Here is a 26,214-nt window from a genome sequence, read left to right as displayed (position 1 = left end):
GAGCTGCTTATTATTAACGAGCTTGATATGAGGGTGTAGAAGTATTCAATGTGAGAGGTGACAAGAAGCAATTTTTTAAATGTAGCAACAAAGAATTACACTTATAGGTAGTCCGTTGTTAAAACATTTTTCCATAAGAAGTAAGGGAAAAAGAGAAATCAAGACGCTGATTTCTCTTTTTTATTCAGGCATGTCGATGATTATTATTTCCGCGCATTTTGCGTAAAACAAAACTCACAATTAACACTAAAATAACAGCACCAATAATAGCAGGAACAATTGCGAATCCGCCGATCTCTGGACCGAAATCTCCAAAAATTAGAGAGCCTAACCATGCTCCAATGAAACCAGCGATGATGTTTCCGATAATTCCACCTGGAACATCTCGTCCTGTTAACACACCAGCAAGCCAGCCAATAAGTCCTCCAACAATAAGCGTCCAAATAAATGACATATACCTAACCTCCTTTTTATAGGGAATTCTTTTTCAGTCTTTCCTAAAACACCTTTTGTCATGCGACATGCTTGCTGCAAACCCTTTACATTTTTTCATCTATTTATCATATATGCTAAGATAGCCCAACACTAAATTGAAGAGTTATGTATGAGAATTCACTGTGAAAGTAACGATAAAATAAAGGAAAGAAGTTCAGCTTATGTATGTTTTAGATTCAATTTAGCTTATTCTATTCCCAAAAGGGGACATCCGGTTCATTTTTAAAAGCTTTTTCCCTTAGTTTTACTTTTTTTAACGCTATTTGTGATATCATTTTAAATAAACAAATTCTTAACGGGAGAACAATATGGAGTCATTATTATTAGATAAAAAACTTAAACACATTACGAATTTAATTCTAGAAAAAAAAGAAGAGTTCTCAAAACAAAAACAATATAAAGAAAAAGATGTTCAACAACAGTTAGAACCGTGGCGCGTTCATTTAATTCAAATATATGCTGATTCTGTCTCAACAAATGATACGAAAAATTTTGAAGTGCTTGAGGAATGGGGAAGAGAAGTAGCGAATTTACTCGTTGCCCTTCAGCTTCCACTGGATGTAGCATTAGAAGAAATTAGCTATTACCGAAATATCATCGGGGAAATTATTAAAGAAGAAGCAAAAGCTGAAACGTTTACGTTTGATGCCTTCTATCAAGTTATTTCTCGTTTCAACGTAGTAGTAGATAAGGCCGTACACTGGGTTAGTAAATCATATATGACCGACTTTGCAAACAAAATCCAATCGGCTCGCTATGCAATTGATGAACTTTCAATTCCTGTGGTACGCATTACGAAAGAAATTGGCGTGATCCCTCTTGTTGGCGATTTAGATACAAATCGCGCTCAAATTCTAATGGAAAATGCCCTTCAGCACGGCAGTGAGTACAAGCTAAATTGGTTGATTATTGATTTATACGCGGTTCCAATTATTGATACAATGGTAGCGGACCAAATTTTTAAAGTAATCAGTGCTTTAAGATTATTAGGAATTCAAGTGGTTTTAAGCGGGATTCGTGCTGAAATTGCTCAGACAATGGTGAACTTAGGGTTAGATTTGGCTGACATTACGACTTTCAGTAGCCTTCACCAAGCAGTGGAATACGTTAATCAAGCGGACTAACACAATACAAAAGCCCATGAGCATGTAACCATATCACGGGCTTTTATTGGTAGAAGAAAATTTGAAGCTTATTTAATAAAGCATCTAATGATTGACTAATTTGAAGTGTGTTAGGACTTGTCATTCCTTCACGGACAGCCGTTTGAATCATTAACGTTCGTGTCTGTTCAATTTCTTCTATTAGTATTTGGTACATGGATTTGTCTTTTGAGTGGGTTGAAAGCAGCATGTTAATTCCTCTTTTTCCTATAGTGATTATGGTTAAATTAACATTAATAGGTTTATTTTTCAGTATTATGAAATTAAAAATAGTAAATTTTAAGAATTTTTCATATAAAAAAAGAACCTCTTTTTCAACAGAGGTTCTTTTTCTAATATAATAATTTATTAGGCATGTTTATGATTACTACGCATTTTTCTCATAATGAAACTTACGATTAATACTAAAATAATTGATCCGATAATAGCAGGAATAATAGCAAATCCACCTACAACTGGTCCGAAGCTTCCAAAGATAGCTGAACCTAACCAAGAACCGATAAAACCGGCAATAATGTTACCAATAATACCTCCCGGAACGTCTCTTCCCGTAATCAATCCGGCAAGCCACCCAATAATACCACCTACAATAAGTGCCCATAAAAATGACATAAATATCATCCTCCTTTTTAATGATGTATTGCTTATATAGGTTAGTACCCCACTTGAAAGAAAACTATTCATAGAATAGCAAAAAAAAATTAAAAAACTTGGAAAAGGATTTAAAAACTGCGATAGAATCATAGAAAATAGACTAACTAGTATATAATAGAAAAAGAAACATAGTTTAGAAGAGAAAGGAGACATGAAGTGAGAATAAAAAACCCAAGCGATGTAGTCGAACAGCACTTGATTCAGCACTGGATGTATTTTCAGCATACGAAGAAATCTGTGAAGGTGGATACGTCAGAAATTAAATGGATTTCTGCATCTCCTTACAATCGGGGTATATATGCAGGAACCCGTCATATTGATCCTGCGGTAGAGGTATGCTCTCCGGAAGGGGAGGAACCTCTATGGATTGTGGGTCCATCTTCATATGATAACCTTGGGCCAGTTCTTCATAAAAATGGATTTGTTCCTTATGAAAAATGGATCGGAATGATTCAGCACATTCAAGAAATAGAATACATACACACAGGAGTAGAAGGGTTCCAATGTAAGCGAGTGCACACAGAAGCTGAATTGAAAGAATGGATAACGGTATACATAGACGGCTATCAAAAACCAAAAGAATATCAAGCTGACTTTCTTGAAAGGTTTAGGGAGCTTATGCAGCACACTGAGCAATATCACTTATATCTGGGCCTTTATCACAACCGGCCAGCTGTAGCTGGGTCTCTCTTTTTTTATGATGGTACAGCGGGTTTGTATTGTATCACTACAGCTAGACACATGAGGAGAAAAGGCTTGGCCACCGCATATTTGAAGAAAGTTCTTACTGAAGCAAAAAAACAGGCGGCTACGTGTATTTTGCATGCTACAAGTGCAGGAAAGCCAGCCTATGAGAAACTTGGTTTTACAGCGGTTAACAAATTTGATGTATACAGATGGAGAAATAGGAATGAAACATAATGTGCTGCAGTTCACGAAAAAAAGAGACAAATTTCGACAAATTTTTAAAAAAGTGTAGCTTCCATTTCGTTTTTGGTGTATCCTAGGACAAAGTAGCAGCATGAGCTAGTGTTGTACATAGAACACAGATAAAAGGAGTCATTATGAAACATTTTTTTAAAACGAGCACGTTTTGGATAGGTTTGGTTGTTGGAATCGCGCTCACATTTGGGGGATATTTTACTGTTACTAGTATCTATGATTATTATTTAGGAAGAGAACAGCTGAAAGTATTGACTGCCTCTCAGAAAAACCTTCAAACTGCTTTTAAAGAGTATAATCAGCTTATGGCCGAAAAAAAAACCAAAAAGCAATTTATCAATGAACTCGATGATATTTCAAATACGATAAACTATGAATATAATGAATTAGCTTCCCTTGATCCTACGATGAAAACGATGTATAAGCATACGGGCGTCATCGATGATATGGAACTGATGATTGATAATATCGATAGCATTTATGAATTAACGATGAATGATCATAAAGACGCAACAAAACCGCTTCAAACCTACGTATCTGATTTAATGGAATATGTAGAAAAAGATATGAAAAAAGAAATAAGCATGCTAAGTAAATAGAACAAAACAGCTGTCTAAACAAATAGGCGGCTGTTTTTTGTTGATTATAAAAGGAATCTTTTGGTTGCAGGCGAAAGATTATACTATGCACCCACTCACTTACGTGCACCACGTTTACAAAAAGGGAGGACATAGTATGAAAAAAGTGGTGGTTACCCTATTTAGTTTATTTTCATTAGCCGCATGTCAGGTTCCTACAGCTGAAACGCTTGAAGATCCTTATCCACCCGCTATAAAAATAATAGCGGAAGGCAAAGAAGCCATTATCAAGCCTTTATTCTTTTGCTGGACCGAATGTGAAGCAGATTTTGGCGAACGAAAAAATTTTAGACAAATTGTTATGAAAGATAGTATTCCCGTCGCTCAAGGTGGTCAAGTGTCCATTAAAATAGATGGTAAAAAACCTAATGCGCTTTATTACAAACAAATCCGCAATCAGTCTATTTATGAAAACGTAGTAGAAAAAAAGGACATAAAAAAAACATCCGCTATTACAGTAGATTCTACCTCTCGCAGTGATCGGTATATACTCGTAGCGGACTGGAAAGATAACAAAGGGAAAAAGCTAATCGGGCGTGTCTATTACACCCCAGTGAAATTTGAAACGCCATAGATATGACTCTCTATGCTGTAATAGAGAGTCATATGCTTAAATAATAGAATTAAGCGCCTGTGCAAGAGAAGAAGTAGTTTTAACTTGTTCAAATGAAAGCCCTAAACGAATCGCAGTTTGAGAAATTTCCGGTCGAATTCCAGATAAAATGGTTTGCACTCCAATTAAACGAAGAGCTTTTACCAAATTAAAAATCTCTTGTGCCATCATCGTGTCAATCGTAGCTACACCGAGCAGGTCAATACATAAATGTTCAACGCCTTTTTCCGAGCATTGCTGAAGCGTGTTTTCTAAGATAAACTGACTTTTGACCGTTCCAATGTCACCCACAAGAGGCAGAAGGGCAACTTTGTTTTGAAGCATGATGACAGGAGAACTTAATTCATTAATTAACTCTTTCTGAGCGTTCAGCTGTTCTTGCGTATTTTTATGATATTCTTGAATAAAGATGTAAATAGATAAATCAAACGCTTTAACAATAATGTCGTACCACATAAATATCTTATCCACGCTTATCTCTCCTGAATGCAAAGAGATAAACTTCTTTAAGTAATTAACGACAATTTTTTGTGAATTAAAATATTCTCGAACGATAAAGTGAAGAGGCGTACTTAAATGCTTTGGATCACGTGCAAGTTCGACCGACCACTGTTGGAAATCGGAAAGAAAGTATTCCTCATCCTTTATAAATACGTCAAATAAATGCTGAAAATAATCTTGATTTTGCTGCTTCAGTTCTTTCACAATTGCTGGATTTTCACTTGAATACACGGAGAACTCGTTTTCATCGTCGAGCTGATCGTACCAGTCTTCAGTTAATTGGAGAGAATGTTCTTTAAAAAAATGATATAGGTCCTGATTTCTATGCATGAAGATTCTCCTTACATATGTATAGTCTAATTGATTTATAAATAAAGGCATAAAAGCATCCCCTAATATAGAGCGAGGATGCTTATAAATAAATCCATTATGAAGCGCATTTATTTTCCTATACGCCTTGTTTTCCCCAACTGGATACTCTCAAACCCAATTTATCAAAAAATAAACATTTTCATGCATCTTAACTATTTTTCATAAGGAATCACATCTTGTGCTTATAGCTTTAGCTTCCGTAAGGCGTCTTTAATGCTTTGATAGACTAAAATAAAGGACATATCATCTTCTATAATGCTCATATGTATGGCCATGTTAGGAGAAATTCCCGTTAAAACGAGCTGAGTTCCCATTAGCTTCAGCCAATTATAAATATTAAGAATATCACGCCCGAATGAATCGTTAAATCGCGCTAACCCTGAGACGTCTAGGATTAAGTAACGATCTTTGCTGCTTTTGTTACGCGAGATGAAGCTATTAAATAGCATTTCTGTACGCCGTTCGCTCAACGTTCCAATTAATGGAATAACAGAGATTCCTTCCTCTATCGGCACAATAGGAGTAGATAGTCTTTCCACTTCTTCTAAAGCTTGCTGAAGCTGTTCCTGGGCTGTAATTTCTATGGTTACGTCTTTTTGAACACCAATAAAGTAGTATTTATCTTCTTCTTCTATATATGTCGGGTCAATTGTTAGCTGATTATGAAAGAAAGAGCCGTCTTTTCGATAATTAACAAGTGTAACAGAGACTGACTGATTGCGGCTGATAGCGCTGCGAATTTCATCAACGTGGTGCGGATTTGTAAGAGGGCCTTGTAGAAAACGGCAATTTTCCCCTAATACTTCATCTTCCTTATAGCCGGTCATAAGGGAAAACCCTTGGTTGAGGTAAATAATTGGATTATCAGGTAAAGAAGGATCCGTCACGATAATACCAGATTGTGAACTATGAAGGGCTTTATTTAAAATGGACCATTTTGAATCTTGAGCTTCAGGTGTAGTCAATGCATTCCCTCATTCCTTGGAATTTTTATAAAAATATTGTGACATAAACACGTTTAAAAAACAATTTTCGACGCGTTTATTGGTAGAGAAGGAATGAGGATAAGGAAAAATATGTTATAATAGTTTCATGGGTAAAGGGAGTGTGAACAAACATGATAACCATCAATTTATTTAACGTTAGTTTCTTTGTGATGGCGCTAGTAGGCTTCATTCTCATTTTTTGTTTGCATCTAAAGTTTAACCGGCCACTGTCATTATTTAAATGGTCTTTCTTATTCGGAATGGCGCTGCTGTCGCTAAGCGTATACTTGTTTATGGAAACCAGCCAATATATTCATTTGATATGGAATACAATCGGTTCAGTTATGACAGCGCTCTATCTTATCAGCATTATGGTTGGAGCAGAAGAGTCATAAATACATATGTTTGAAAGTCTATTGAAAGTGGAAAATAAGTAGGATACTTAAAAGAGAAACAGACGAATTTACATTCTTTTAGCCGAAATGATGACAACTGGAAAAAACACCTCGGTAAAAAATGCCGAGGTGTTTTTTCGTAAATAAAAAGGAAAGGAGAATATTTAGAGAAATACTAGTCATATTTTACTGAGTGTAGTAAAATGAAAAGTTATTATTCTATTTTTAGGTTGTTGCTATTGGCAACATGTGTTAGTCTAAGAGTGGTATACATTTTAGGCGATCTTGAAAAAGAGAGACGAGAAGCTTTTATTCAAGTTTCTTAAAAGCTTTACGTTTACTGAGGTGAAACAATGAAATCTCAAGTACAAAAATTTGTAGGCTATTTATTAGCTGGTGATCAAGACAGCGCTTGGGAAGTTGTGCTAGGAGAAATCCACCAAGGAAAGAACAGCCTAGATATTTATGAAAATTTAATTACAACCGCAATGCGAGTAACTGGAGATATGTGGGAAGAAAATATCATTTCTGTAGCCGATGAGCACGTCGCAACCACGACATGTGATTATGTGCTAACTCGCTATCGCTTTTATAAAAAAATTCAGGGACACGCTTCAGACACCGCTCCAAGGGCACTGCTTCTATGCTTGGAACAAGAACAGCATTTTATTGGTTTAAAGATGGTGGCCTTATTGTTTGAGGAACATGGCTGGAATACACGCTTTTTAGGGGCTAATCTGCCTCTTGAATACGCGGAGAAAATGGCTATGGAATGGAAGCCGCATATGGTAGGATTATCTGTCAGCATTCCTTATCATATTGAGCGGCTTGCTGAATACACCAAAACTTTGAACAATTTAGAACCAAGGCCAACTGTAATGGTAGGAGGGCGCTTAGTTTCTCAAATCGATTTTCGTTCTTATTGTTCTGAGCATACACGCCTAATTCCGGATCTTCACCAACTAAATAACTGGTTAATCAGTTATCACAAAGGAGTGGAAGTTAATGTCGATGCTTGAATATGTTCCAATTCCTTACTTTTTAGTAGATACTGAATTTAATATTTTGGAATGGTCCCAACAATCAGGTCATTTATTTAAGCCTTCAGCTAATTTTTTAGATCTGGTCGACGTATTTAGTCAAGAAAAGGCGAGAAAGTTTTTAAGCTTGCGCCAAAAAGATTCTAGAGAATTGTCTGTAGACGAACCTCATGATGAGCAAACGCTTGTCCAAAGTCGAGGCCAAGCTATTCAGAAAGTAGAACTTGTGATGCAAACCAATGATTCGCCTTATTCACTGTTTGAATGCTTAATTCAATGGGATAGCGATATAGGTCATTTAGTTTGTATTCGCCAAGATGAACGTATACAAGAGCTAACGAATCTTGTTCAAGATCACCGGAAACGATTAGCAGATACAGATTTCGAACTGCTTGAACAAAAGGAACGTCTTGAAAAATCATTACAAAAAATTAAGCAATTGTCTGCTTCTTTTATTAAATTATCCTCTAAAGTGGGACTTATACCTCTTTTTGGAGACTTAGATACAGCTCTTGTAGCTGAAAATACGTCCATTTTGCAAAACTTTGCGCATGAAGGAAATTACACCACGCTTTTATTTGACTTTGGGGGATTAGATATCTTAACGACCGAAGGAATTCAAGCTTTTGCAGGCTTTATGCAGTCCTTCTATCTCATGGGTATCACATGCTATATTATCGGCATGAAACCGCACCATACGGCCGCTTTGAAAAATAGAACGTTTGGTGAGCAAATTATTTATATGAATAACCTGAGTGAAATTATTGCTGTGAATAAAAATGTGAGTTAAAAGAGTGGAGGAGAAGAAAGAATAACTTTCTTCTCCTCTTTCTGTATACACTTCTTTTGTTACAATTAAACATTTATTAAATCCCATACTTGAAGGGTTTATTGAGTTTTGAAGAATTGAGTCCGTCATCTTGAATTTCATAATTGATTTATTTCTACATCACAGTACCAAAAAGGAATCCAATCTAAAGATGACCAATTGTAATCAATGAGCGGGGCTGCTAGGTGGCTGCTTTTTTTAGTCAATCGGATGACAAAAAAGATTGAAGAAGATATCAAAGATGACTAAAAGCCTCTTTCTAATGAAAGAAGAGGCTTTTTTGTTAAGAGTTTGCTGACATCGTATGAGACGGCAAAATGATGTCTTGGTCTACTAGGAAAGATAAAAGTTCTCGTGTAGCATATGACATATAGCGATCTTTTTTCAAAATGATGCCGAGCTCCCACATTGGAGTAGGTGCGGCGATTGGAATGCTTTTAATAAAAGGATTATTGATCTTCGGAAACACGGACTTTGGTAAAATTGCAATACCTAATTCAGAAGCGACTAGTTCAATAATTAAATCCCATTGAGAACTTTCGTACGCTATTTTTGGATGAAAGCCCGCTTGAATGCACTCGTGAATAATGCGATCATGAAGAGAAAAATCTTTGCTGAACAGGACAAATGGCTCTTCTCTCAGCTCGCTCAAAGCAACGATTGATTTGGCTGCCAGCGGATGCTCATGATGAATGTATAAATTAAACTCTTCTTCAATAAACGGATAGACGTGAAAAAGAGGGTTTTGAATAGGCAACACGATAATGCCGAGGTCTACTTGTTCGTTTTCTACAAGTTCGACAATTCGCTTTGCGCCAAGCTCTACAAGCTCTAATTTCACCTGAGGATGTTTTGATGTAAAGTTTTTTGCAATCATTGGGAAAACAACAGTCCCTACTAAAGGAGGAATTCCTACTTTAATATCTCCTGTAGGTAGGTTTCGTAAATCATCTAACAAAGCATGCAGTTCGTGAAGAGTGGATACCAGCTTTTGGCTTTGTCCGTACACAATCTGTCCTGCATCGGTTAACGTCAGCTTTCGAGTAGAGCGATCAAAGAGATCTACCCCAAGTTCTTCTTCTAGTTTTTTTACAATTTTACTTAATGCTGGCTGAGACAAGTGAATTGCAGCTGCTGCTTTTGTGAAACTTTTTTGATTAACTACTTCCATGAAATGTTGCAGTTCTCGAATATCCATAAATTCTCCTCACTAGTATTCTTAGTTTTCATACTATTTATTCTATTTATCTATTTTACTTATGATTCAAATAAATGTAAACTCTTACATAAGGAAGTGAATAGTGATTCATCTAAAAATAGCACATCAAATTCCTCTAAATACGTTAGAAACCCGCATATTTGTAAGCGTTAACAAAAAAGTACCCTCGAAGAAAATCCTAGAAAAATATTTTTTTCTCCCGTAAAACAAAGCCGCGAGCGCAGAAATAACACGTGTTGAAATGTTCATTTTGTATACTGTTCTGACAATTAAGAAAGAGGAATAAAATGGTATAGTGCACCACTAAGGTGAGTCTATTCATTCTGCAAACGAGCCGTACATAGAAAAAAAGGCCGGTTTGTTAAAAATAATTGGGGGAGTGGTTGAGATGACATACGTTAAAGGACTAGAAGGAATCGTTGCAGCTGAAACAAAAGTAGGGCATGTTGATGGAGAGAAAGGTCAGCTGATTTATCGCGGATATTGGGCAAAAGATTTGGCGATCAATTATTCTTTTGAAGAAGTTTCTTATTTAATTTGGAACGGCACGCTGCCAAATCATGATGAGTTAAAAGCATTTAAACAAAAAATGGTGACTCATCGTACGCTTCCGGCTAATATTGTTGCGTTAATGGACTGTTTGCCAAAAGATACAGAAGTGATGAGCGCGCTTCGCACATGTATCTCAGCGTTAGGAGACCCTTCATACAGCTGGCCTCCGACAAAAGAGCAGGCGCTTGCGATTACAGCGGTAACACCTACTATTATTGCCTATTGGTATCGTAAAATGAATGATTTAGAAGTAGTAGAACCTAACGAGCATTTGGATCATGTAGCAAATTATTTATACATGATTAACGGAGAAATTCCAGATCAAAGTTTGGTTACCGCGCTGAACGCATATTTTGTTTTGACAATTGAACACGGGATGAACGCCTCAACCTTCTCATCACGCGTTATTTCATCTACCGAATCTGACATGGTTTCAGCTATTTGCGGAGCAATTGGCGCAATGAAAGGTCCGCTTCACGGAGGAGCTCCTTCTGGTGTGATTACCATGTTTGATGAAATTGGAAGTGAAGAGAATATTGAGCCTTGGGTTCGTAAAAAATTAGATAATAAAGAGAAAATCATGGGATTTGGTCATCGCGTTTATCGTACACATGACCCAAGAGCAGAAGCGTTAAAAGAAGTGTCGAAACAAATCTCAGGAGACAACGGACTATTTGATTTAATTGTTAAAATTGAAGATAAAACCATTGAATTATTAAATGAATACAAGCCGGGTCGAGGCATTTACACGAATGTAGAATATTTCGCTGCAGCTGTGATGAAAGCGGTTGAGCTTCCATCTGAACTATTCACTCCAACCTTCACAGCAAGCCGTGTAGTTGGTTGGACAGCTCATGTCGTAGAGCAGTCAGAAAATAATCGTATTTACCGACCTCAGTCTTCGTATATAGGATATACGCCAGTTGAACAAAATCAATAAAGAATAATAAACCCGGTTTCACATAAAAAACGTCGGTAGGACCGACGTTTTTTTCATATGGTTAAATATATTCTTTTTGAGAATAAAATCGCTTTAATAAATAGAATAATCCGACTGCTAAGCATAAACTTGCTGCAGCTAAGCTAGAGGTAAGCATGGCATGTTCACCTTCGGTAGGGGTATGTGAAAGTTTATAGCTGCTGTAGCATAAGAGAGCTGTAATACATAAACAGCAGGAGCTAATCCATCCATACCGCTTTTTGAACCCAATAATAGACAGTAATACAATCAAATAAATTCCGCTCACCATCATCATAATTGGAAACTGAGGGTGGAATTTAATTGTATATAACAAATAATCGATGTGAGAATAGTGATGAACCGCCGAGGACTTTGTTAGCCCTCCGGTCAAACTAGCTGATAAAGGTCCTTCAAGCATCGAAGAGCCGTTATACCAAGTAGCGACTGAGGAAAGTAAAAAAACAAAACAACTTGCAAATAGCTGCGTCATGCATTTTATTGACACGTATAGAAAGCTCCTCTCAATAACCATCTTTTGTTAATACAAGTCCGAAAATTATTATAGCAGGTTTTGAAAGTAAAAAAAGCACTATTGGAATGGTTTCATAAAACGTTCATATTTGAAAAGGTTTGTTTTTTTAAAAGAAAGGGAAAAAAGGTGAAACGGAAGATATGAATAGAGGAGAGAGAAAGATGAAGGCAGCAGTGATTTTGAATCCAAACGCAGGAAACAAAAAATTAGTAAATGAAATTGACTTTATATGTGATAGGTTAAACACAGCATTTGAGACGGTTACTTTATATAAAACAGAGCAACCTGGAGATGGTGCCGAGCTGGTGAGAAAATTGGAAGGCGAAGCGGATGTCATTGTTGGAGCAGGAGGAGACGGGACGATTTATGAGCTGATCAACGCTCTTGCTCCGCTGAAGCAACGTCCTGTATTTGCTATTTTACCTGGAGGAACGTGCAACGACTTTTCGCGTGCAATTGGAATGAACCAAAATCCTTTAAAAGCAGTGGAGCAAATTATTGAAAACCAGACGGAGGCAGTGGATGTTGGAAAACATGGCGAAGATTATTTTTTAAACTTTTGGGGAATTGGCCTCGTAGCTGATGTATCTGAAAATATTTTAGAAGAAAATAAAGAGAAATTTGGTAAGCTCTCTTACTACATGAGCGTAGGTAGAACGTTAAATCAAGCAGAGCCTTTTCAATTAAAAATGACGAGCGAAAAAGCTTCCTATGAAGGAGAAGCAGTTATGGTGTTGATTGGAAACGGCCCTTTTTTAGGAGGAACTCGCGCTATGCTAGGAAACAGCTCATTTCAAGACGGATTATTAGATGTATTCGTTATTAAAGAAATGGGAATCGAACCGGTTATGGCATGGTTACAAACAACCCCTGATGAGGAACAGCTTGACCCTGAAAGCAACCTTATGCATTTTCGTGCAAAAGAAGTCCATATCGAAACCACTCCTGAAAAAACGGTAGATTGTGATGGAGAAAAAGAAACGACAACACCTTCAACGATTACGGTTCTCCACAATCACATAAATATGATAGTAGGAAACAAATAAAAAAAACGCTGAAACTTTAAGCGTTTTTTTTACGAAGACAGCCATCGCGGAGAAGTGAAGAGCATAATCATTATGCTGCTCATTGTAATAACAAGCATGGAATAGCAAAAAGCAGTAAATCCGATAATATGTAAGCCCACTATCATAATCGTACTGTCTAAGATGAAAATGGTTATTCCTATATTGATTTTCCATTTTTTTGATACAATAATGGCGATTAAATCCAGACCGTCCGAACTGATGCCGTAGCGAAGCATCAGACCTATTCCCATTCCTACGAGTGTGCCCCCAAGCAATGAGCTAAAGAGCAAAGGAAGCTCCAGTGTGCCTTCGAGAATAGACAGCCCTTCTGTCATAAAAAAAGAAACAAACAAACCTATACTTCCATAAAAAAAGTTTTGGCGATGACGAAAAAAAGCATATAAATAGACAGGTATGTTCAAAAAGAAAATGGACATTCCGATAGGAGTTCCAAACACATAATATACGATAAGCCCAAATCCTATAAGTCCACCGTCTAGTAAGTGATACGGAGCAATAAATCCGTTTAGACCTAGTCCAATTAATAAGCTGCCACAGCAAATCGAAACCACTCTCGAAAAAATATTCCTCACCCTATACGTTAAATTTTAATAGGAGTACTCGTCCATTTATGTATATGGCAAGCTTAGGTTATTTAGAAGTAAAGAAGAAGAAAAAGAAAATTATGTAAAAGGCATTGATTCTATAACTCTGATATTCTATAGTTAATCTAACTTCGTTTTCACGACAATTTCTTGATTTTTCACGATACTGTTTAACCGTTTGTATTTTTTAATTTTTTAATATATAAAAAAGTTGTGTTCTGTAAAAAGCATATGATTATAATAAGACCATAAAAGCAAGCCGCTATATAAAGGGGTTGATTACGTGTAGGATTCTCTTTCTTTTCAGTCATACTAAAAAGAAAGAGGGATTGTCGTGAAAAATCGTTCCGTACTTTTTTTATGGTTTGGTCAAAGCCAAGCCAATTTAGCAGATGTATTATATATTGTTGCGTTAATCAGCATTCTTTACGCTCAAAATAGTTCTCCTGTGCTGCTTTCGTGCATTCCGTTTACCATTACGGCTGCTAAGTTTTTGAGCAGTTTTACTGTGCCTTTTCTTATAGATCGCTACAGAGCTAAGCGTATTCTTGTGGTGTCTCAGTTGTTAAAAACCATTGTTTTGTCTATGTTTTTCTTGTGGCATATGTCGCTTATCAGCATGCTGTGCTGCGTGGCGCTTATTGCTTTTTTCGATGGGTGGGCAGCTCCGGTTCAAAGCTCTATGCTTCCTCATTTAGTAGATAAAGAGAAGCTGTTAAAATGGAATAGTATGTTTAATGTCACGGATCAAACGATTCAAATTGCAGCCTATCCGCTTGGAAGCTTTCTGATTATTAGCTGGGATGCTACTGGCCTTTTATGGCTGTCATTTTCGTTGTTTAGTTTGTCACTCCTATTCATGCAGGCCATTCGTATGAGCGTTCATTCTTCTAAAACGAAGCAAAAACAAGGGTTAAAAGAGGGATGGAAGCTAATTTGGCACTATCCGCGCCTGCGGGTTTTATTAGTCATGGAAGTTTTAGAAGGGATGGCTGCTGGCGTTTGGGCATCAGCTATTGTCTACGTGTTTGTGAAAGAGATATTAAGTAAAAATGAAGCTTGGTGGGGATATATTAACAGCAGTTTTTTTGTTGGAACGGTTCTTGGAGGTTTCGTTTTGCTGAAGGTTTCAGTTGAGCAAGAGAGAAGTCTTTATCATATCGTAATACTAGGCAGTCTTTTTTCAGGTTTCTTTACATTATTGTTCGGAGTAATATCTGTGCCTTTTCTTTCACTTTTACTTAGTTTTACTATTGGCATTGCCCTTCAAATAAGCGCTACGTGTTCTTACACGCTTACACAAACGGCCGTTCCTTTAGAAAAGCTTCCTAAGGTGCTTTCCGCTACGCTGAGCGTTTCATATGTGACGTTTGGGCTTTCGGTGCTGCTGCTTGGCGCTGTTGCTTCGCTAAGTGTGACGGCGGCGTTTCTAACGGCAGGAGGACTGATTGTAATCAGCGGCTGTGTAGGTTTCTTCTTACGAAATTATGCGCTTACTAACTAAGAAAGGTTGCTGTTTGCAACCTTTTTTTAAAACATCATCTCTCCTCAACCATAAGCCCTATAAGGTTGTTTGCTTTAAATACCTATTCTGTAAAAATAGGTAGCTTTTCACGAAAACGAAAGGAAAAAAAGTATAGCTATCGAATTATGTTAAGAGCGTTGAGCTAAAAGGAGTGATTAAATGGTTGTCATTCGACAGGCGGTTGAAACTGATCGAGAGCGACTGGCTACGTTAATGCAAGAATATATAGTAAAATTCTGTGAGCAGCCTGACCCTTCCCGGAAAGCTTTAACTTTACATATTAAGCGTCTATTGAATAATCCTTCCTACGGTATCCAGTTTGTTGCTGAATTGGAAGGGAAACTAGTAGGCTTTGCGACGGTGTACGTATCGTGGAGCACCTATTATTTTAAAGAAACAGGCGTCTTAAAAGATTTGTACGTATCTCCTTTAAACAGAGGAAATAAAATTGGTGAACGTTTGTTTAAGATCTGCCTTGCCTATTCTCAAAAGTATGAGTTTGCAGGTATGACCGCTGAGTGCAGTAGTGAAAATAAAGTTGCTCAAAACCTTTATCAAAAAATGAACGGTAAAGAAAATGCAGGGATTCAATACCGTTTTTTTTAAGAGAAGTGCAGCTTTTACTTTTAAGACTTCTACTAAATGGCAAAAATATGTTATAGTATGAAAAGTGAAATTGATGAAAATGTCGGTGGGCTATATGTTAGATGATCGTATGAATAGTAGGGGGAAGTTGGACTAGCTGTTTGAAAGGCCGCCATCCTATTTTTAGTATAGCCGCAAGGAAGGAGCAGGACCTTGAAAAAAAATCCAATCTTAAACGCGTGGAAAATAGTAACTGCGACGAGCGGTTTTTTACTTGCGCTGTTTATCTTTAAAGTCCGAAAAGGAAGATAACCATATAAAAAAAGCTCCTCGATTGAGGAGCTTTTTATTGTTTAGTAATAGGAAACGTCAAGGGAGTCACTGTTGATAAAGAATCTCTGTAAGAATGATAGGTGAAATAATGACGTGTTGGACTATAAATAGTCATGTAAAGTAAATAATCATATTTCGTTTCCATATAGAAAAAAACGCCGTCTGCGTGAAGTGTATAAAAAGAGTACGAAATCCCGAGCAGCGTTTGCTTTTGGACGCTTGTGCTTGGATTTTCTTTAATCCATTCATACAGTTCAAACACACTCACTCCTGGTGATGATTGCAGCGTATGTACTTTGTCATATAACTTATCAGATACATCGGAAACCGACTGTTTTAATTGGTGAAATAAGTTGGACATTTGTTCTTTCATAGTGGTGATCTCCTTTACCGGTAGTCAGCTATTAGCATGCTCAGAGAAATCCACGCTTATGTATAAGTTAGTGAATGGCTGATTTGAATTTGCCGCCATGCGCTTCTTGGGTATCCATAATGGTTGTAAAGGCATGCGGATCTATTTCGGAAATAATGGTCTTAAGCTTGGTAATTTCTAAACGCGTCACAACTACGTATATGACTTCTTTTTCTGTACCTTCAAATCCGCCTTTACCATACAGCTTCGTCACGCCACGGCCTAGACGATGCGTAATAGCGTCCGATAGCTCTTCATAGTGATTTGAAACAATAAAAGCTGCTTTTGTTTCATCAAGCCCTTGAATAATCGCATCGATTGTTTTAGAAGCAATATAGTACGTAAGGATCGAGTACATGGCCTGTTCCCAACCTAGCACAAACCCTGCCCAAGCGAAAATGAAGATATTTAAAAACATCACAAATTCGCCCACAGAAAACGGGATTTTTTTTGTTAATAAAATACCTAAAATCTCAGTTCCATCTAATGCTCCGCCGTGACGAATGACCATTCCTACACCTGCTCCTAACAGGAGCCCGCCAAATACAGTAGCAAGAAGCGGCTCAGATGTTACAGCTGGAACATGATGCAATTGAGATTCTACAATAGATAAAGCAACAACTGCAAACATAGATGAAAAGCAGAAGCTACGACCAATTTGTTTGTATCCACTATATAAAAAAGGGAGATTAAAGATGATGATAAGAAGACTGAACGGCAATTTCGTTAAGTAAACTAAAATTAGAGAAATACCGATAATACCGCCATCAATTACGGAATTTGGGACTAAAAATAATTCGATAGAAACGGCAGCCAAGGAAGCTCCAATTAACATCATAATGTAGCGGTAAATGAGCCGACCTGCCTTTTCCTTTTTATGCTGTTTCGTTGTCATAAAATCTTTCCTTTCAAAATACTGCTTATACGCAACTCTTACTAGTATAACTAAGTCTTGGGAACTCTATCCAATTATCTACTTTAAAAAAGACTAGCCAGAATAAACAAAATCCTGTTAAATTAAACGGTAGACATTTGCTGAAATAAAGGAGCTGTACATATGATAAACGTTTATATTCCACCGCTTCAAACAAGCGCTGGCGAAAAAGCGGCACGCTATATTGATACATTAACCAAACCGATAGGAAGCCTTGGAAGACTCGAAGAAATAGCAGTTGAATTAGCGGCCATGACCGGGGAAGTTTTTCCGACAGTCACGCCGCCAGGAGTCCTCGTTTTTGCAGGCGATCATGGAGTTGTAAAAGAAGGAGTTTCAGCTTATCCGCAAGACGTAACGGCACAAATGGCGCTGAATTTTTTGCAGGGAGGAGCAGCTATTAACGTGTTTAGTGGGCAAATAGATGCCCAGTTCAAACTGATTGACATCGGCATTGCTTCTGACCTTTCCCATAAGGACCTTGTACAACGCAAAGTGAAGCTGGGCACAGCAAGTTTTTATAAAGAAGACGCGATGACGCGAAGTGAGGCAGAACAGGCTGTTCAAGTCGGATATGAAGAAGCTGAAGAGCTTATTGCAAAAGGGATTAAATGTTTGATTGTAGGAGAAATGGGCATCGGAAACACTACGTCAAGCACGGCTATTTTAGCTGTATTAACAGGAGAAAAAGTCTCTAAGCTTGCAGGAATGGGCACAGGAATTTCTGACGAACAACTGCGCCACAAAGTGAACGTGATTGAAGAAGCGCTGAAAAACAGGCACATCAACCCTCAGGATCCGATTGATATTATTAGTAAAATAGGGGGTCTTGAAATTGCCGGGATGACAGGTGCTATGCTGGCGGCAGCTGCTCACCGTATTCCTATTTTAGTAGATGGTTTTATTTGTACAGTTGCAGCCCTTCTAGCGACAGAAATCAATACACAAGCAAGAGACTATATGTTTGCTAGTCACGAATCCGTTGAACAAGGTCATGCGTGTGCAATGAAGCTTCTTGGCAAGAAACCGCTCCTGAACCTCAATCTTCGGTTAGGTGAAGGAAGTGGAGCTGCTGTTACATTTCCGCTGCTGCAATCAGCTTCACTGATGATTGCCAATATGGCCACGTTTCAATCTGCCGGAGTGTCTGAGAAAGAATAAACCTAAAAAAGACATGGGAACAAAACCATGTCTTTTTTCTTTATTTTATAAAAAAATCTTATATTTTTAACATCATAAACCAATATATGCTAAAGCTAGCACCTGTTAAAATAAATGATCCAATAATTAACAATACCAGTGCAACGCGTCGTTTAATCGCTTGAATTTCTCTATCTTTTGGCAAACGTCCCATTGGTCTTCCTCCATTATGTAAATATTTCACGTATTTTCCTATTTTACTCCGCTTTAAAAAGAGAGAACATATGTCAAAGTTACTAAAAATCAAATTATTTTACAAAAAAATTGTATCCCCGTTACGGCAGGGCAAAGAATACGTATTTTTTCAGTTAGAAAAGGACTGCTCTAAAGGTTTACTTACATGGCAACAACCTTTATTATATAACTGACTATACTATGATGTTATCCAAAGTTGGAAGAAATCTCAATAAATGTGAGTGTTATAATTACATGATAAGAGTCAGAAAATTTTAAAAAAGAGTGTGAGCAAACAATGAACGGTATGTTGATTATTCGAAACGGTGCTCCTTTTTATGAAGGAGCTTCCGTGCCTATCCCAAAAGATAAAGCTTGTATTATCGGACGAAGCAGCGAAGAATGGGAGCCTTATCTGGCCTTTCAAAGTGCTTACATTTCACGCAAGCATTTTGAAGTAACGTACGAAAGCAATGCATTTTTCATTACAGACTTGTTTAGTAAACACGGGACAAAAGTAAACGGAGAAGCGTTACAGCCTGGAACCTCTCGTTTATTGAACGAGCAGGATGTCATTACCTTAGCAAATGAGGAGGCAGCTTTAGTATTTAGAAATGATGATATGGATGCCACCCTCGATTTAGGCCCTTTGCTCAAACAGATAAATAAGCCATTTTACACATTAGATCCAATTTTGCAGAAAGTAAAAGTAAAAGAGGAAACGTATATTCTTTCAGATAAAGAATACGCGTGCTTAGCCTATCTTCTAGAATACAACAATCAATTTGTTTCAAAAGAAGCATTAAAAAAAAGCGTTTGGCCTGAACGAGTAGAGTCAAATGGAGAAATTCTAGTAGCAGCAGAAGAGCTGAATGCACTGATTTACCGGGTTCGCAAAAAAATAGGAACGTATTTAGAAATCGAAGTGATTCGAGGAAAAGGATATTGGCTGCACTTTAACGAAAATGGACGTGAATAGAATCACGTCCATTTTTTAATCTCGTTTTACAGCATGTACACGTATATGTTTAGTTTCTGCTAGCCAAGATCCGTTTTGAAATAGTTTGTCTTGCATTCGATTTTCTAAGCGCGTAATGAGGACATTTTTAGTTTCTGTCGTCACGTGAGCAAAAAGAGGGGCTGCATTTGTTTCCAGCCAATTACGCAAGCCGTTTTCCCCTTTTAACAAGAAGGGACGGTTGTAGTGTATAGCCGTGGTGACTTGAAACTTCTGTGATTCCAAAAGCGAAGAATATTCAGCTACAGAAGGAAAGTACCACGGGAAATCTACATCGTTATAAGGGATATCAAACGTTTTAAATTGACGAATGATTTCTGTGAAAATTTCGTCCATGTTTCCTTTTCCCCAAAATTCTGCTACAAATCGGCCATTTGGTTTTAAAGCATTGTAAATGTTTTTAATGACAAGGTGAGGGGGACGGATGTCGTGTAAAGTTGCATTGGAAAAAACTGCGTCAAATTGTTCGTAATAAGGAAGGTTAAGGGCATTTAATTGTTCAAAGGATAGAGTTGGGTACTGATGACGAGCCTGTTCAATCATATTTTCAGAGCAATCGATGCCCGTTGCACGGACATGAAGCTTATTGAGCTGCGAAATAAATTCGCCAGTGCCACAGCCAATATCTAAAATATGTTCGCCAGCTTGAGGAGAAAGAAGGTTCATAGCACTTCCTCCAAATGAAGAAACAAACGGAAGATGATACACTTGAGCAATTTTTTGTTGATTAACAGTTTGACTCATGAAGTGATTCCTCCTTTGTAAAAGATGATGACTATCGTTTTATAAGAAGAAACAAGCTTTGAATAGTAGATATGAAGTTATTGATAGAATTATACCATATATCTTACTTATTATGCCGAAAACTCCAAAGAAAAAGCGCACCAAACTTCTAGCTTGGGCGCTTACAAGCCGAACTATTTTATAACCATTAACCGAACTGAACAAATAGAGGAAGATCTGTATGACCCATCTCACGTACGTAGACGTATAAATTTCCTTTATGATGAATTTCATGGTCAATAGCCATTTGTAAAAGTTGTCTTCCGGGAAGCTTTCTTCCAAACGCTGCAGTTGCGTCAATTGTCTTGTTTAAATCATCTTCGCTAAGTGAGCGTAATACGTTTACTGTTTTTTTCGTATATTCAGCTGCAAGGTCTGATAATGACTTACCGCTAAAATCAGCTTTTTGACCAAGTGGAGATAAATCACCGGATTTTACCACTGATGCAAATGCATAAAAGGATGTTAAAATATGCGTAGATAAGTCAAAAGCTGACATAGATGTCGGGGCAGGCTTGTATTCGTAGTGACCTGCTTCAATTTTGTTGATTAATTCATTAGTTACGTTTCGATGTGCTAAAAAGTGATGAGTCATTTGTTCAACTGTCATGATAAAAGGCTCCTTTATTATGTATTCGCTTCTGAGTATAGCATTTGAAAATCAGAAAGCGAAGAAAAAACTTTAACAAAAAGAAAAACAGCTGCATGTAAGCAGCTGCTTTTCTTAGTATTAGAAATTGCGTTGTTTTAACTCTTCAAGTAATAACTCCATACCTTCGCGGCTTAAAGTTAATTTACCATCTGCGATTGTTACGTTGTCAGAAGATACTTCGCCAGTAATCGCACAAGCACCGTTCGGCTCATATTTCTTTAAAATAATTCGATCTGTTTCGACAAAAATTTCAACAGGATCTTTTACATCTATTTCAAGAACACGTCTTAACTCTTTAGGAATTACGATACGACCTAAATCATCTACTTTTCTTACAATACCAGTCGATTTCATTTTTTAATCACCTTTACTTTTATATTTTATTGAGTACGCAAAATATTATTTTTGGAATTTCTAAGATGATTATATACTAGATAACCGCTAAATTTGTCGAAGTTATTAATATGTAAATGAACTGTAATATTATTGAAATATTATCTGTAAATACAAATCCTCCTACAATATGGAATATTTAGGGCTCTTTGTATGATATAGGAGATGAAGGAATTAATTACATTTGACATACAATTTTATTTATGTTTATGCAGCAGTCTAGGGTAGGTTACATGTAAGCGTGGGAACAAATAAGTTGAAAGAATGAAGAAAATATGATTAAATTTAAGAAGTAACTTGCTCAAAACAATTAAATCGTAATGATTACGTATTTCAAATAAAAAAGTAATAAAACGAAAGGATGACAAAGAGTTTGGCTAAAAAATCAAAAGTTGTAAAAGAACAAAAGCGTCAAGAGATGGTAGCGAAGTATGCGCAATTGCGTCAAGAGCTGAAGGAAAAAGGAGATTACGAAGCGTTAAAAAATTTGCCTAGAGATTCTTCGCCAACGCGCTTAAATAATCGCTGCCGCGTGACCGGTCGTCCGAGAGGCTACCTTAGAAAATTTGAAATGTCACGCATCGCTTTTAGAGAATTAGCCTACAAAGGGCAAATTCCAGGTGTTAAAAAAGCAAGCTGGTAGTATAAAAGCCCTCATAATGAGGGCTTTTATTATTTATTAGCTGCAAAGTATCGAGCAATTCCTTGGTAAATACCTGTAGATATTTGCTGCTGATACGCGTTAGAAGAAACAATTTGCTCATCGTGAGCATTTGATAAAAAGCCTAATTCAAGAAGTACAGCACGCTGGTTGTTTTCTCGAGTAACATAATAATCTCCAAAACGAACCCCCATATCCTTCATAGAAGGCGCATTTTCAGCCATACTTTCTTGAATGTATTTTGCTAATTCTTTATCTTTTGATTCACTATAATAAAATGATGCGATGCCGTTTGCAGAAGATGACGTAGACGCGTTATAGTGAATGCTGATAAATGCATCTGCATGCTTTGCTTCACTAACGTCCACCCGTCCGCTCAGTGAAATAAAAGTATCGTTTGAACGCGTCATAAATACATTTGCTCCAGAATTGGCTAGGCGGCTTGCCACAAGTTTTGCTGTTGTTAACGCTAAATTTTTCTCAATCGATGAGTTGCCTGAAGTGCCAGGATCATATCCACCGTGTCCAGCGTCTACCACAATAATTTTATCTTTTAAAGCAGCAGATGGGGAAGACACACTAGCTGAAGTTATAGAACCAGCCGCAGCTGTTAGCCCTTTTGATACCCATGCTGTTTGACTCCCTGAGTACTGAATTTGCACCCAGTCATTCGTTTCATTTACTTTTTTGAATCTTTCACCTGCTTTTGCTACACGAATAATTCCCGCACTTAAGTTCGGCTGACTGCGCAAATTTGAAGCTTTTGTAATTTGAATCGACTGGGCTGGTTGTGAGGACTGTCCAGAATCAGCTTTTAAATACTGACTCGCCACCCAGCCCGTTTGACCTGATGCTGTTTTAATCTGAGACCAAGATCCGCTTTCTTTTAAAACCGTTACTTTTGAATTGCGCGGTAAGTTTATCACGACCGATGCGCTTGTGCTTGCAGAAGAACGAACGTTTAATGAGCTGGCGTTAACAACTGCTGACTTTGAAGTTGTAGATCCAGAATCCTTAGCTGGCGCAGAAGAACCGGAGCCTGCTTGTAAATACTGACTCGCCACCCAGCCCGTTTGGCCTGATGTCGTTTTAATCTGAGACCAAGATCCGCTTTCTTTTAAAACCGTTACTTTTGAATTGCGCGGTAAGTTTGTCACGATGGACGCGCTTGTGCTTGCAGAAGAGCGAACGTTTAATGAGCTGGCGTTAACGACAGCTGACTTGGATGTCGAATTTGCCGTGGGCGTACTGGTTGTTTGCGTTTTGTTTATGTATTGAGATGAAATCCAAGCTTCTTTACCGTTATACGTAATTTTAGCCCATCCCTTGCTTTCATCTACTATATTAACGGTGTTTCCCTTCGTTATTTTTCCAACGACGGCACCGCTTGTACTAGGCGTTGCACGTACATTTAACGATGTAGCAGTTACTTTGGCCGATTCAGCTGCATCTGCATCAATTGAATGCAAAAGCAATGAAGAGCTTAAGAGAACAGAAGAAACGGCTGTGTACATGACATGTTTTTTATTCATTTTTTCCTCCTTGCAAATTACAAATTTCAACATAAGTTAATTGGTATACAAAGCATATATCGGCAAATAGCCCAAAATTTTGAGTGAAACCTACTATTATCTCATAATGCCGATATTATCCATCATACTATATGTCGAAATTCAATTGTATAATGAATTTGAACTATCTGCCATCTTTACTTATAAAATTTTACATTAATGTAAAATATAATTATATCAAAGGTGAAATTCAGGGATATTAAGGGCAGTTAAAGGTCTTTAGTCCTTTGTTCACCGATGTTTTGAGGACATGTTTTATACTAGAAAAAATGTAAAATAGTATAAAGCAGCTGAATGTGAATATGATAGAGGAGAGATAGAAAATAAAAGAGTATCTATCTTTTGAAGGAGGAAACATCCACAATTATGAAACATTTAGAATAAAAATAACAAAAATATATAAAATAATATAAAGTCTGTCTGTATCGATATAAAGCTCATAGCATAAACCAAAAGTAAATAGTTAGAAAATTCTTTCTTTTTATTTTGAAACATGGTACAGTATAAAAAAGTGAAAGGGTGGAAACCGATATGCGAAAGATTGTTCAGTATGAAACAAAGTGGTCGCTTTTGTATCAAATGGAAAAAGAAGCGTTACTTAATACACTAAAAGATTTTTCAGTAGACATCGAACATATTGGAAGCACGTCCGTTCCAGGATTGGCAGGTTCACCAATCGTTGATATTTTAATCGGAGTCAAACGCGAAGAAGACATAAATGAAGTGCGCGCTATATTAAAAAATAAATCTCACGTATATGTAGCGGAAAAAGAGATGTTCGTCTTATTAAAAGAAGGCGTTCCAGCTGCACACTACCCTCCAATTATGACAGCCAAAAATGCCCGTAAGCTCATTCCACATGATGCTAGAAGAAGTCATGTGTACGTAACGGTCAGTGAATCACCTTACTGGAATGAACGAATCAATTTCAGAGAGCAGTTACGTTCGAGCGAACGTGCTAGAAAAAAATATGAAGGGATGAAATACGAGCTTTCAAAACGATTGTGGAACGATATTTCTACCTATGAGTACAAAAAAGAAGAATTCATTCAGCGCAGTCTATAAAAAACGTCATTTCAATTGAAATGACGTTTTTTTAATTAATTATCTTGTAAAACAATGGTCTCAAGCTTGTCAGCAGTATTTACTGCGAGAACCGTATAGTTTTTACCGCTTTGAAGATTTGTTCCAGGAAGACTTAGTATTTCTTTTCCGTCTGCTGTGGAAACAGATAGATCATACGAACCCGGATTTACTACTTGATAACCTGAAATGCTTTTAAAAGACAGGTCTTTAAATAAAGGATCAGCACCTTTAGGACCTACGTTCACCGCAGGAGCATCAGGAGATAAATGAGCAACACGTAAGCTTGCTTTTCCATCCATTCCTTGCTTATTATTCGTGAAAGCCTGTAGTTCAAGGTTTTCTGCTTTATTTACAGCGGCTACTGTATACGATTTTCCGCCGTCTACAACAAGGGTAGCTTCGATGATGGAATCTTTTGTTCCTTTTGTCTTCGCTTCGTATACTTCTACTTTATGAGAACCAGCTGACAAAGGTAAGGAGTTGGAGACATCTTTAAACTTTGCTCCTTCTACTAAAGCTTTGTCATCTACAAAAATGTCTACAGCTGGAGCATCCGGTGAAGCATGAACGATACGAACTTCTGCATTTTGAGCTGGCCGCTCATCTGCAGCAGGAGGTGTTTCAGCGGCAAATACTAACATGCGGCTAAGTGCCAAGAAGGCAATCACTGCTACCATTACGAATAGTCGTTTCATCAAGTATCACTCCTTTTTTAGTATACACAGCTTTATGTAAAGAGAAGGACTGTGCAGTTGTTAGCGTATACTAAATAAAACCAACTATTCGTTTGTTTGTTAACTTTTGACGTATTTACTGAGATTTCTGACGAAAAAACCGAAGAATAGCCAAAATATTGTACAGAGCTGTTAAGAGCCATGTCAATAAAAAGCCTAGGCCAAGCCCAATATTGGCATCTATATACGTATGCGTGAAGTCATCATATACGATGTAGGCAAGAGGAGCAATCGACAGTAAAAATAGAAGAAAAAACAAGAGCGTTTTCCATCTGTTTAACGTGAAGGTTAAATAAAAGAAGAGGAAAGCGGAGAACAATAGAAGACCGTCTCGAATAGCCCAAGGTAAAATGCCGATATGTGGATTAGCGAGAAGAAAAGTCGGGACAATCGAAAGGAGGAAAAGGAAAGAAAGTAAAGTCACGTGAAGGGTGTGCTTTTTCGTAAAAGCCGGTACCAATAAAAACGCTGCAGTTGCACCTAAAAGAAAATTACAAATTAAAATAAACTCCATATCAACACCTCATTTATTGAGTATTACTTTTAGTCTATTCAGCACGGTGTTGAAGTAGATAAAAAAGCTGCGATT

Annotated in this window: 32 protein-coding genes; 15 read left to right on the top strand and 17 right to left on the bottom strand. The window is 37.3% G+C overall.

The window, feature by feature from the left end; translation table 11 throughout:
* Positions 1 to 184 precede the first annotated feature (184 nt).
* Positions 185 to 454, bottom strand: coding sequence for a GlsB/YeaQ/YmgE family stress response membrane protein (locus SB717_RS16580; RefSeq protein WP_013083843.1), 270 nt, complete (start codon positions 452 to 454; stop codon positions 185 to 187).
* A gap of 349 nt (positions 455 to 803) precedes the next feature.
* Here SB717_RS16580 and SB717_RS16575 point away from each other — a divergent pair, with 349 nt between their 5' ends.
* Positions 804 to 1,619 (top strand): STAS domain-containing protein, encoded by an 816-nt coding sequence (locus tag SB717_RS16575; RefSeq protein ID WP_074680185.1) that lies wholly within the window; start codon positions 804 to 806, stop codon positions 1,617 to 1,619.
* Positions 1,620 to 1,662: 43 nt separating this feature from the next.
* On the opposite strand, the gene SB717_RS16570 is transcribed toward SB717_RS16575, so the two are convergent.
* Positions 1,663 to 1,848: an aspartyl-phosphate phosphatase Spo0E family protein gene (locus tag SB717_RS16570; RefSeq protein WP_014459390.1), complete on the bottom strand. Its 186-nt coding sequence runs from the start codon at positions 1,846 to 1,848 to the stop codon at positions 1,663 to 1,665.
* 158 nt (positions 1,849 to 2,006) lie between these two features.
* On the bottom strand, positions 2,007 to 2,270 hold the full coding sequence (locus SB717_RS16565) for a GlsB/YeaQ/YmgE family stress response membrane protein (RefSeq protein WP_074680188.1): 264 nt from the start codon (positions 2,268 to 2,270) through the stop codon (positions 2,007 to 2,009).
* A gap of 198 nt (positions 2,271 to 2,468) precedes the next feature.
* On the opposite strand from SB717_RS16565, the gene SB717_RS16560 reads away from it, so the two are divergent.
* The 3 genes from SB717_RS16560 (at position 2,469) to SB717_RS16550 (ending at position 4,466) form a co-directional block, all read left to right on the top strand.
* Entirely contained in the window at positions 2,469 to 3,233 is a 765-nt protein-coding gene (locus SB717_RS16560) for a GNAT family N-acetyltransferase (RefSeq protein ID WP_410904234.1), read from the top strand.
* Positions 3,234 to 3,376: 143 nt separating this feature from the next.
* On the top strand, positions 3,377 to 3,853 hold the full coding sequence (locus SB717_RS16555; RefSeq protein ID WP_014459392.1) for a hypothetical protein: 477 nt from the start codon (positions 3,377 to 3,379) through the stop codon (positions 3,851 to 3,853).
* A gap of 136 nt (positions 3,854 to 3,989) precedes the next feature.
* Positions 3,990 to 4,466 carry a hypothetical protein gene (locus tag SB717_RS16550; RefSeq protein ID WP_410904233.1) on the top strand — a complete coding sequence of 159 codons (477 nt, stop codon included), beginning with the start codon at positions 3,990 to 3,992 and terminating at the stop codon, positions 4,464 to 4,466.
* A 36-nt stretch (positions 4,467 to 4,502) separates the two neighbouring features.
* Here SB717_RS16550 and SB717_RS16545 read toward each other — a convergent pair whose 3' ends face one another.
* The gene (locus SB717_RS16545; protein WP_410904232.1) at positions 4,503 to 5,336 is read right to left on the bottom strand and encodes an STAS domain-containing protein; all 834 of its coding nucleotides are present in this window, start codon (positions 5,334 to 5,336) and stop codon (positions 4,503 to 4,505) included.
* A 224-nt stretch (positions 5,337 to 5,560) separates the two neighbouring features.
* Positions 5,561 to 6,343: a YtvA family blue-light photoreceptor gene (ytvA, locus tag SB717_RS16540; protein ID WP_410904231.1), complete on the bottom strand. Its 783-nt coding sequence runs from the start codon at positions 6,341 to 6,343 to the stop codon at positions 5,561 to 5,563.
* A 152-nt stretch (positions 6,344 to 6,495) separates the two neighbouring features.
* On the opposite strand from ytvA, the gene SB717_RS16535 reads away from it, so the two are divergent.
* From SB717_RS16535 to SB717_RS16525, 3 genes are all read left to right on the top strand, one after another.
* Complete coding sequence (locus tag SB717_RS16535; protein ID WP_410904230.1) at positions 6,496 to 6,759, top strand: hypothetical protein; 264 nt, start codon at positions 6,496 to 6,498, stop codon at positions 6,757 to 6,759.
* Between the two features lie 353 nt (positions 6,760 to 7,112).
* Positions 7,113 to 7,778, top strand: a complete 666-nt coding sequence (locus SB717_RS16530) for a cobalamin B12-binding domain-containing protein (protein ID WP_410904229.1) — start codon at positions 7,113 to 7,115, stop codon at positions 7,776 to 7,778.
* Positions 7,765 to 8,589, top strand: a complete 825-nt coding sequence (locus tag SB717_RS16525; protein ID WP_029714452.1) for an STAS domain-containing protein — start codon at positions 7,765 to 7,767, stop codon at positions 8,587 to 8,589. The genes SB717_RS16530 and SB717_RS16525 overlap by 14 nt, the downstream gene beginning before the upstream one ends.
* A gap of 322 nt (positions 8,590 to 8,911) precedes the next feature.
* On the opposite strand, the gene SB717_RS16520 is transcribed toward SB717_RS16525, so the two are convergent.
* Positions 8,912 to 9,826 (bottom strand): LysR family transcriptional regulator, encoded by a 915-nt coding sequence (locus tag SB717_RS16520; RefSeq protein WP_013083830.1) that lies wholly within the window; start codon positions 9,824 to 9,826, stop codon positions 8,912 to 8,914.
* 409 nt (positions 9,827 to 10,235) lie between these two features.
* Between SB717_RS16520 and SB717_RS16515 the strand changes: the two genes are divergently transcribed.
* Positions 10,236 to 11,339, top strand: a complete 1,104-nt coding sequence (locus tag SB717_RS16515) for a citrate synthase/methylcitrate synthase (RefSeq protein ID WP_029714453.1) — start codon at positions 10,236 to 10,238, stop codon at positions 11,337 to 11,339.
* Positions 11,340 to 11,400: 61 nt separating this feature from the next.
* Here SB717_RS16515 and SB717_RS16510 read toward each other — a convergent pair whose 3' ends face one another.
* Positions 11,401 to 11,865, bottom strand: a complete 465-nt coding sequence (locus tag SB717_RS16510) for a DUF4306 domain-containing protein (protein ID WP_235915087.1) — start codon at positions 11,863 to 11,865, stop codon at positions 11,401 to 11,403.
* Between the two features lie 188 nt (positions 11,866 to 12,053).
* Here SB717_RS16510 and SB717_RS16505 point away from each other — a divergent pair, with 188 nt between their 5' ends.
* A complete protein-coding gene (locus tag SB717_RS16505) occupies positions 12,054 to 12,938 on the top strand; it encodes a diacylglycerol/lipid kinase family protein (RefSeq protein WP_251460785.1) in 885 nt (294 codons plus the stop codon).
* Between the two features lie 29 nt (positions 12,939 to 12,967).
* Here the strand turns inward: SB717_RS16505 and SB717_RS16500 are convergent, their stop codons facing one another.
* Entirely contained in the window at positions 12,968 to 13,531 is a 564-nt protein-coding gene (locus tag SB717_RS16500; RefSeq protein WP_410904228.1) for a YitT family protein, read from the bottom strand.
* A gap of 367 nt (positions 13,532 to 13,898) precedes the next feature.
* On the opposite strand from SB717_RS16500, the gene SB717_RS16495 reads away from it, so the two are divergent.
* Together SB717_RS16495 and SB717_RS16490 are read left to right on the top strand one after the other, a co-directional pair.
* Positions 13,899 to 15,068 (top strand): MFS transporter, encoded by a 1,170-nt coding sequence (locus tag SB717_RS16495; protein WP_029714636.1) that lies wholly within the window; start codon positions 13,899 to 13,901, stop codon positions 15,066 to 15,068.
* Positions 15,069 to 15,248: 180 nt separating this feature from the next.
* Positions 15,249 to 15,695, top strand: coding sequence for a GNAT family N-acetyltransferase (locus SB717_RS16490; RefSeq protein WP_029714635.1), 447 nt, complete (start codon positions 15,249 to 15,251; stop codon positions 15,693 to 15,695).
* Between the two features lie 325 nt (positions 15,696 to 16,020).
* Here the strand turns inward: SB717_RS16490 and SB717_RS16485 are convergent, their stop codons facing one another.
* Positions 16,021 to 16,380 carry a hypothetical protein gene (locus SB717_RS16485; protein ID WP_074680212.1) on the bottom strand — a complete coding sequence of 120 codons (360 nt, stop codon included), beginning with the start codon at positions 16,378 to 16,380 and terminating at the stop codon, positions 16,021 to 16,023.
* Positions 16,381 to 16,447: 67 nt separating this feature from the next.
* Positions 16,448 to 17,314, bottom strand: coding sequence for a YitT family protein (locus SB717_RS16480; RefSeq protein WP_410904227.1), 867 nt, complete (start codon positions 17,312 to 17,314; stop codon positions 16,448 to 16,450).
* Positions 17,315 to 17,476: 162 nt separating this feature from the next.
* Here SB717_RS16480 and cobT point away from each other — a divergent pair, with 162 nt between their 5' ends.
* Positions 17,477 to 18,514, top strand: a complete 1,038-nt coding sequence (gene cobT, locus SB717_RS16475; RefSeq protein WP_029714632.1) for a nicotinate-nucleotide--dimethylbenzimidazole phosphoribosyltransferase — start codon at positions 17,477 to 17,479, stop codon at positions 18,512 to 18,514.
* 58 nt (positions 18,515 to 18,572) lie between these two features.
* Here cobT and SB717_RS16470 read toward each other — a convergent pair whose 3' ends face one another.
* Positions 18,573 to 18,707, bottom strand: a complete 135-nt coding sequence (locus tag SB717_RS16470) for a hypothetical protein (protein ID WP_013057740.1) — start codon at positions 18,705 to 18,707, stop codon at positions 18,573 to 18,575.
* 318 nt (positions 18,708 to 19,025) lie between these two features.
* On the opposite strand from SB717_RS16470, the gene SB717_RS16465 reads away from it, so the two are divergent.
* Positions 19,026 to 19,706 (top strand): FHA domain-containing protein, encoded by a 681-nt coding sequence (locus SB717_RS16465; protein ID WP_029714631.1) that lies wholly within the window; start codon positions 19,026 to 19,028, stop codon positions 19,704 to 19,706.
* A 15-nt stretch (positions 19,707 to 19,721) separates the two neighbouring features.
* Here SB717_RS16465 and SB717_RS16460 read toward each other — a convergent pair whose 3' ends face one another.
* From SB717_RS16460 to SB717_RS16450, 3 genes are all read right to left on the bottom strand, one after another.
* On the bottom strand, positions 19,722 to 20,489 hold the full coding sequence (locus SB717_RS16460) for a class I SAM-dependent methyltransferase (RefSeq protein WP_410904226.1): 768 nt from the start codon (positions 20,487 to 20,489) through the stop codon (positions 19,722 to 19,724).
* Positions 20,490 to 20,676: 187 nt separating this feature from the next.
* On the bottom strand, positions 20,677 to 21,138 hold the full coding sequence (locus SB717_RS16455) for a DinB family protein (protein ID WP_410904224.1): 462 nt from the start codon (positions 21,136 to 21,138) through the stop codon (positions 20,677 to 20,679).
* Positions 21,139 to 21,258: 120 nt separating this feature from the next.
* Positions 21,259 to 21,534, bottom strand: coding sequence for an AbrB/MazE/SpoVT family DNA-binding domain-containing protein (locus SB717_RS16450; RefSeq protein ID WP_013057736.1), 276 nt, complete (start codon positions 21,532 to 21,534; stop codon positions 21,259 to 21,261).
* A gap of 412 nt (positions 21,535 to 21,946) precedes the next feature.
* On the opposite strand from SB717_RS16450, the gene rpsN reads away from it, so the two are divergent.
* Positions 21,947 to 22,216, top strand: a complete 270-nt coding sequence (gene rpsN, locus SB717_RS16445) for a 30S ribosomal protein S14 (RefSeq protein ID WP_029714628.1) — start codon at positions 21,947 to 21,949, stop codon at positions 22,214 to 22,216.
* 29 nt (positions 22,217 to 22,245) lie between these two features.
* Here the strand turns inward: rpsN and SB717_RS16440 are convergent, their stop codons facing one another.
* Positions 22,246 to 23,766, bottom strand: a complete 1,521-nt coding sequence (locus tag SB717_RS16440; RefSeq protein ID WP_410904223.1) for an N-acetylmuramoyl-L-alanine amidase family protein — start codon at positions 23,764 to 23,766, stop codon at positions 22,246 to 22,248.
* A 570-nt stretch (positions 23,767 to 24,336) separates the two neighbouring features.
* On the opposite strand from SB717_RS16440, the gene SB717_RS16435 reads away from it, so the two are divergent.
* A complete protein-coding gene (locus SB717_RS16435; RefSeq protein ID WP_028412757.1) occupies positions 24,337 to 24,870 on the top strand; it encodes a GrpB family protein in 534 nt (177 codons plus the stop codon).
* Between the two features lie 35 nt (positions 24,871 to 24,905).
* On the opposite strand, the gene SB717_RS16430 is transcribed toward SB717_RS16435, so the two are convergent.
* Together SB717_RS16430 and SB717_RS16425 are read right to left on the bottom strand one after the other, a co-directional pair.
* Complete coding sequence (locus SB717_RS16430) at positions 24,906 to 25,586, bottom strand: DUF4397 domain-containing protein (protein ID WP_029714625.1); 681 nt, start codon at positions 25,584 to 25,586, stop codon at positions 24,906 to 24,908.
* A 115-nt stretch (positions 25,587 to 25,701) separates the two neighbouring features.
* Positions 25,702 to 26,139: a hypothetical protein gene (locus SB717_RS16425; protein ID WP_074680221.1), complete on the bottom strand. Its 438-nt coding sequence runs from the start codon at positions 26,137 to 26,139 to the stop codon at positions 25,702 to 25,704.
* Positions 26,140 to 26,214: the final 75 nt, after the last annotated feature.

Origin of the sequence: Priestia sp. SIMBA_032, from assembly GCF_046535215.1 — a bacterium.
Taxonomy (GTDB): domain Bacteria; phylum Bacillota; class Bacilli; order Bacillales; family Bacillaceae_H; genus Priestia; species Priestia aryabhattai.
The sequence above is the reverse complement of the archived record's forward strand: the minus strand, read 5'-3'. Positions and strand labels throughout refer to the sequence as shown.

Coding starts and splice junctions, on each gene's coding strand:
- SB717_RS16535 (WP_410904230.1), top strand. CDS start 6,496: ATGATAACCATCAATTTATTTAACGTTAGTTTCTTTGTGATGGCGCTA.
- SB717_RS16530 (WP_410904229.1), top strand. CDS start 7,113: ATGAAATCTCAAGTACAAAAATTTGTAGGCTATTTATTAGCTGGTGAT.
- SB717_RS16525 (WP_029714452.1), top strand. CDS start 7,765: ATGTCGATGCTTGAATATGTTCCAATTCCTTACTTTTTAGTAGATACT.
- SB717_RS16550 (WP_410904233.1), top strand. CDS start 3,990: ATGAAAAAAGTGGTGGTTACCCTATTTAGTTTATTTTCATTAGCCGCA.
- SB717_RS16435 (WP_028412757.1), top strand. CDS start 24,337: ATGCGAAAGATTGTTCAGTATGAAACAAAGTGGTCGCTTTTGTATCAA.
- SB717_RS16520 (WP_013083830.1), bottom strand. CDS start 9,826: ATGGATATTCGAGAACTGCAACATTTCATGGAAGTAGTTAATCAAAAA.
- SB717_RS16470 (WP_013057740.1), bottom strand. CDS start 18,707: ATGGGACGTTTGCCAAAAGATAGAGAAATTCAAGCGATTAAACGACGC.
- SB717_RS16565 (WP_074680188.1), bottom strand. CDS start 2,270: ATGTCATTTTTATGGGCACTTATTGTAGGTGGTATTATTGGGTGGCTT.
- SB717_RS16425 (WP_074680221.1), bottom strand. CDS start 26,139: ATGGAGTTTATTTTAATTTGTAATTTTCTTTTAGGTGCAACTGCAGCG.
- SB717_RS16485 (WP_074680212.1), bottom strand. CDS start 16,380: ATGAAAGAACAAATGTCCAACTTATTTCACCAATTAAAACAGTCGGTT.
- SB717_RS16515 (WP_029714453.1), top strand. CDS start 10,236: ATGACATACGTTAAAGGACTAGAAGGAATCGTTGCAGCTGAAACAAAA.
- SB717_RS16450 (WP_013057736.1), bottom strand. CDS start 21,534: ATGAAATCGACTGGTATTGTAAGAAAAGTAGATGATTTAGGTCGTATC.
- SB717_RS16580 (WP_013083843.1), bottom strand. CDS start 454: ATGTCATTTATTTGGACGCTTATTGTTGGAGGACTTATTGGCTGGCTT.
- SB717_RS16480 (WP_410904227.1), bottom strand. CDS start 17,314: ATGACAACGAAACAGCATAAAAAGGAAAAGGCAGGTCGGCTCATTTAC.
- SB717_RS16430 (WP_029714625.1), bottom strand. CDS start 25,586: ATGAAACGACTATTCGTAATGGTAGCAGTGATTGCCTTCTTGGCACTT.
- SB717_RS16440 (WP_410904223.1), bottom strand. CDS start 23,766: ATGAATAAAAAACATGTCATGTACACAGCCGTTTCTTCTGTTCTCTTA.
- SB717_RS16545 (WP_410904232.1), bottom strand. CDS start 5,336: ATGCATAGAAATCAGGACCTATATCATTTTTTTAAAGAACATTCTCTC.
- SB717_RS16505 (WP_251460785.1), top strand. CDS start 12,054: ATGAAGGCAGCAGTGATTTTGAATCCAAACGCAGGAAACAAAAAATTA.
- SB717_RS16570 (WP_014459390.1), bottom strand. CDS start 1,848: ATGCTGCTTTCAACCCACTCAAAAGACAAATCCATGTACCAAATACTA.
- SB717_RS16455 (WP_410904224.1), bottom strand. CDS start 21,138: ATGACAGTTGAACAAATGACTCATCACTTTTTAGCACATCGAAACGTA.
- SB717_RS16465 (WP_029714631.1), top strand. CDS start 19,026: ATGAACGGTATGTTGATTATTCGAAACGGTGCTCCTTTTTATGAAGGA.
- SB717_RS16575 (WP_074680185.1), top strand. CDS start 804: ATGGAGTCATTATTATTAGATAAAAAACTTAAACACATTACGAATTTA.
- SB717_RS16490 (WP_029714635.1), top strand. CDS start 15,249: ATGGTTGTCATTCGACAGGCGGTTGAAACTGATCGAGAGCGACTGGCT.
- cobT (WP_029714632.1), top strand. CDS start 17,477: ATGATAAACGTTTATATTCCACCGCTTCAAACAAGCGCTGGCGAAAAA.
- SB717_RS16460 (WP_410904226.1), bottom strand. CDS start 20,489: ATGAGTCAAACTGTTAATCAACAAAAAATTGCTCAAGTGTATCATCTT.
- SB717_RS16555 (WP_014459392.1), top strand. CDS start 3,377: ATGAAACATTTTTTTAAAACGAGCACGTTTTGGATAGGTTTGGTTGTT.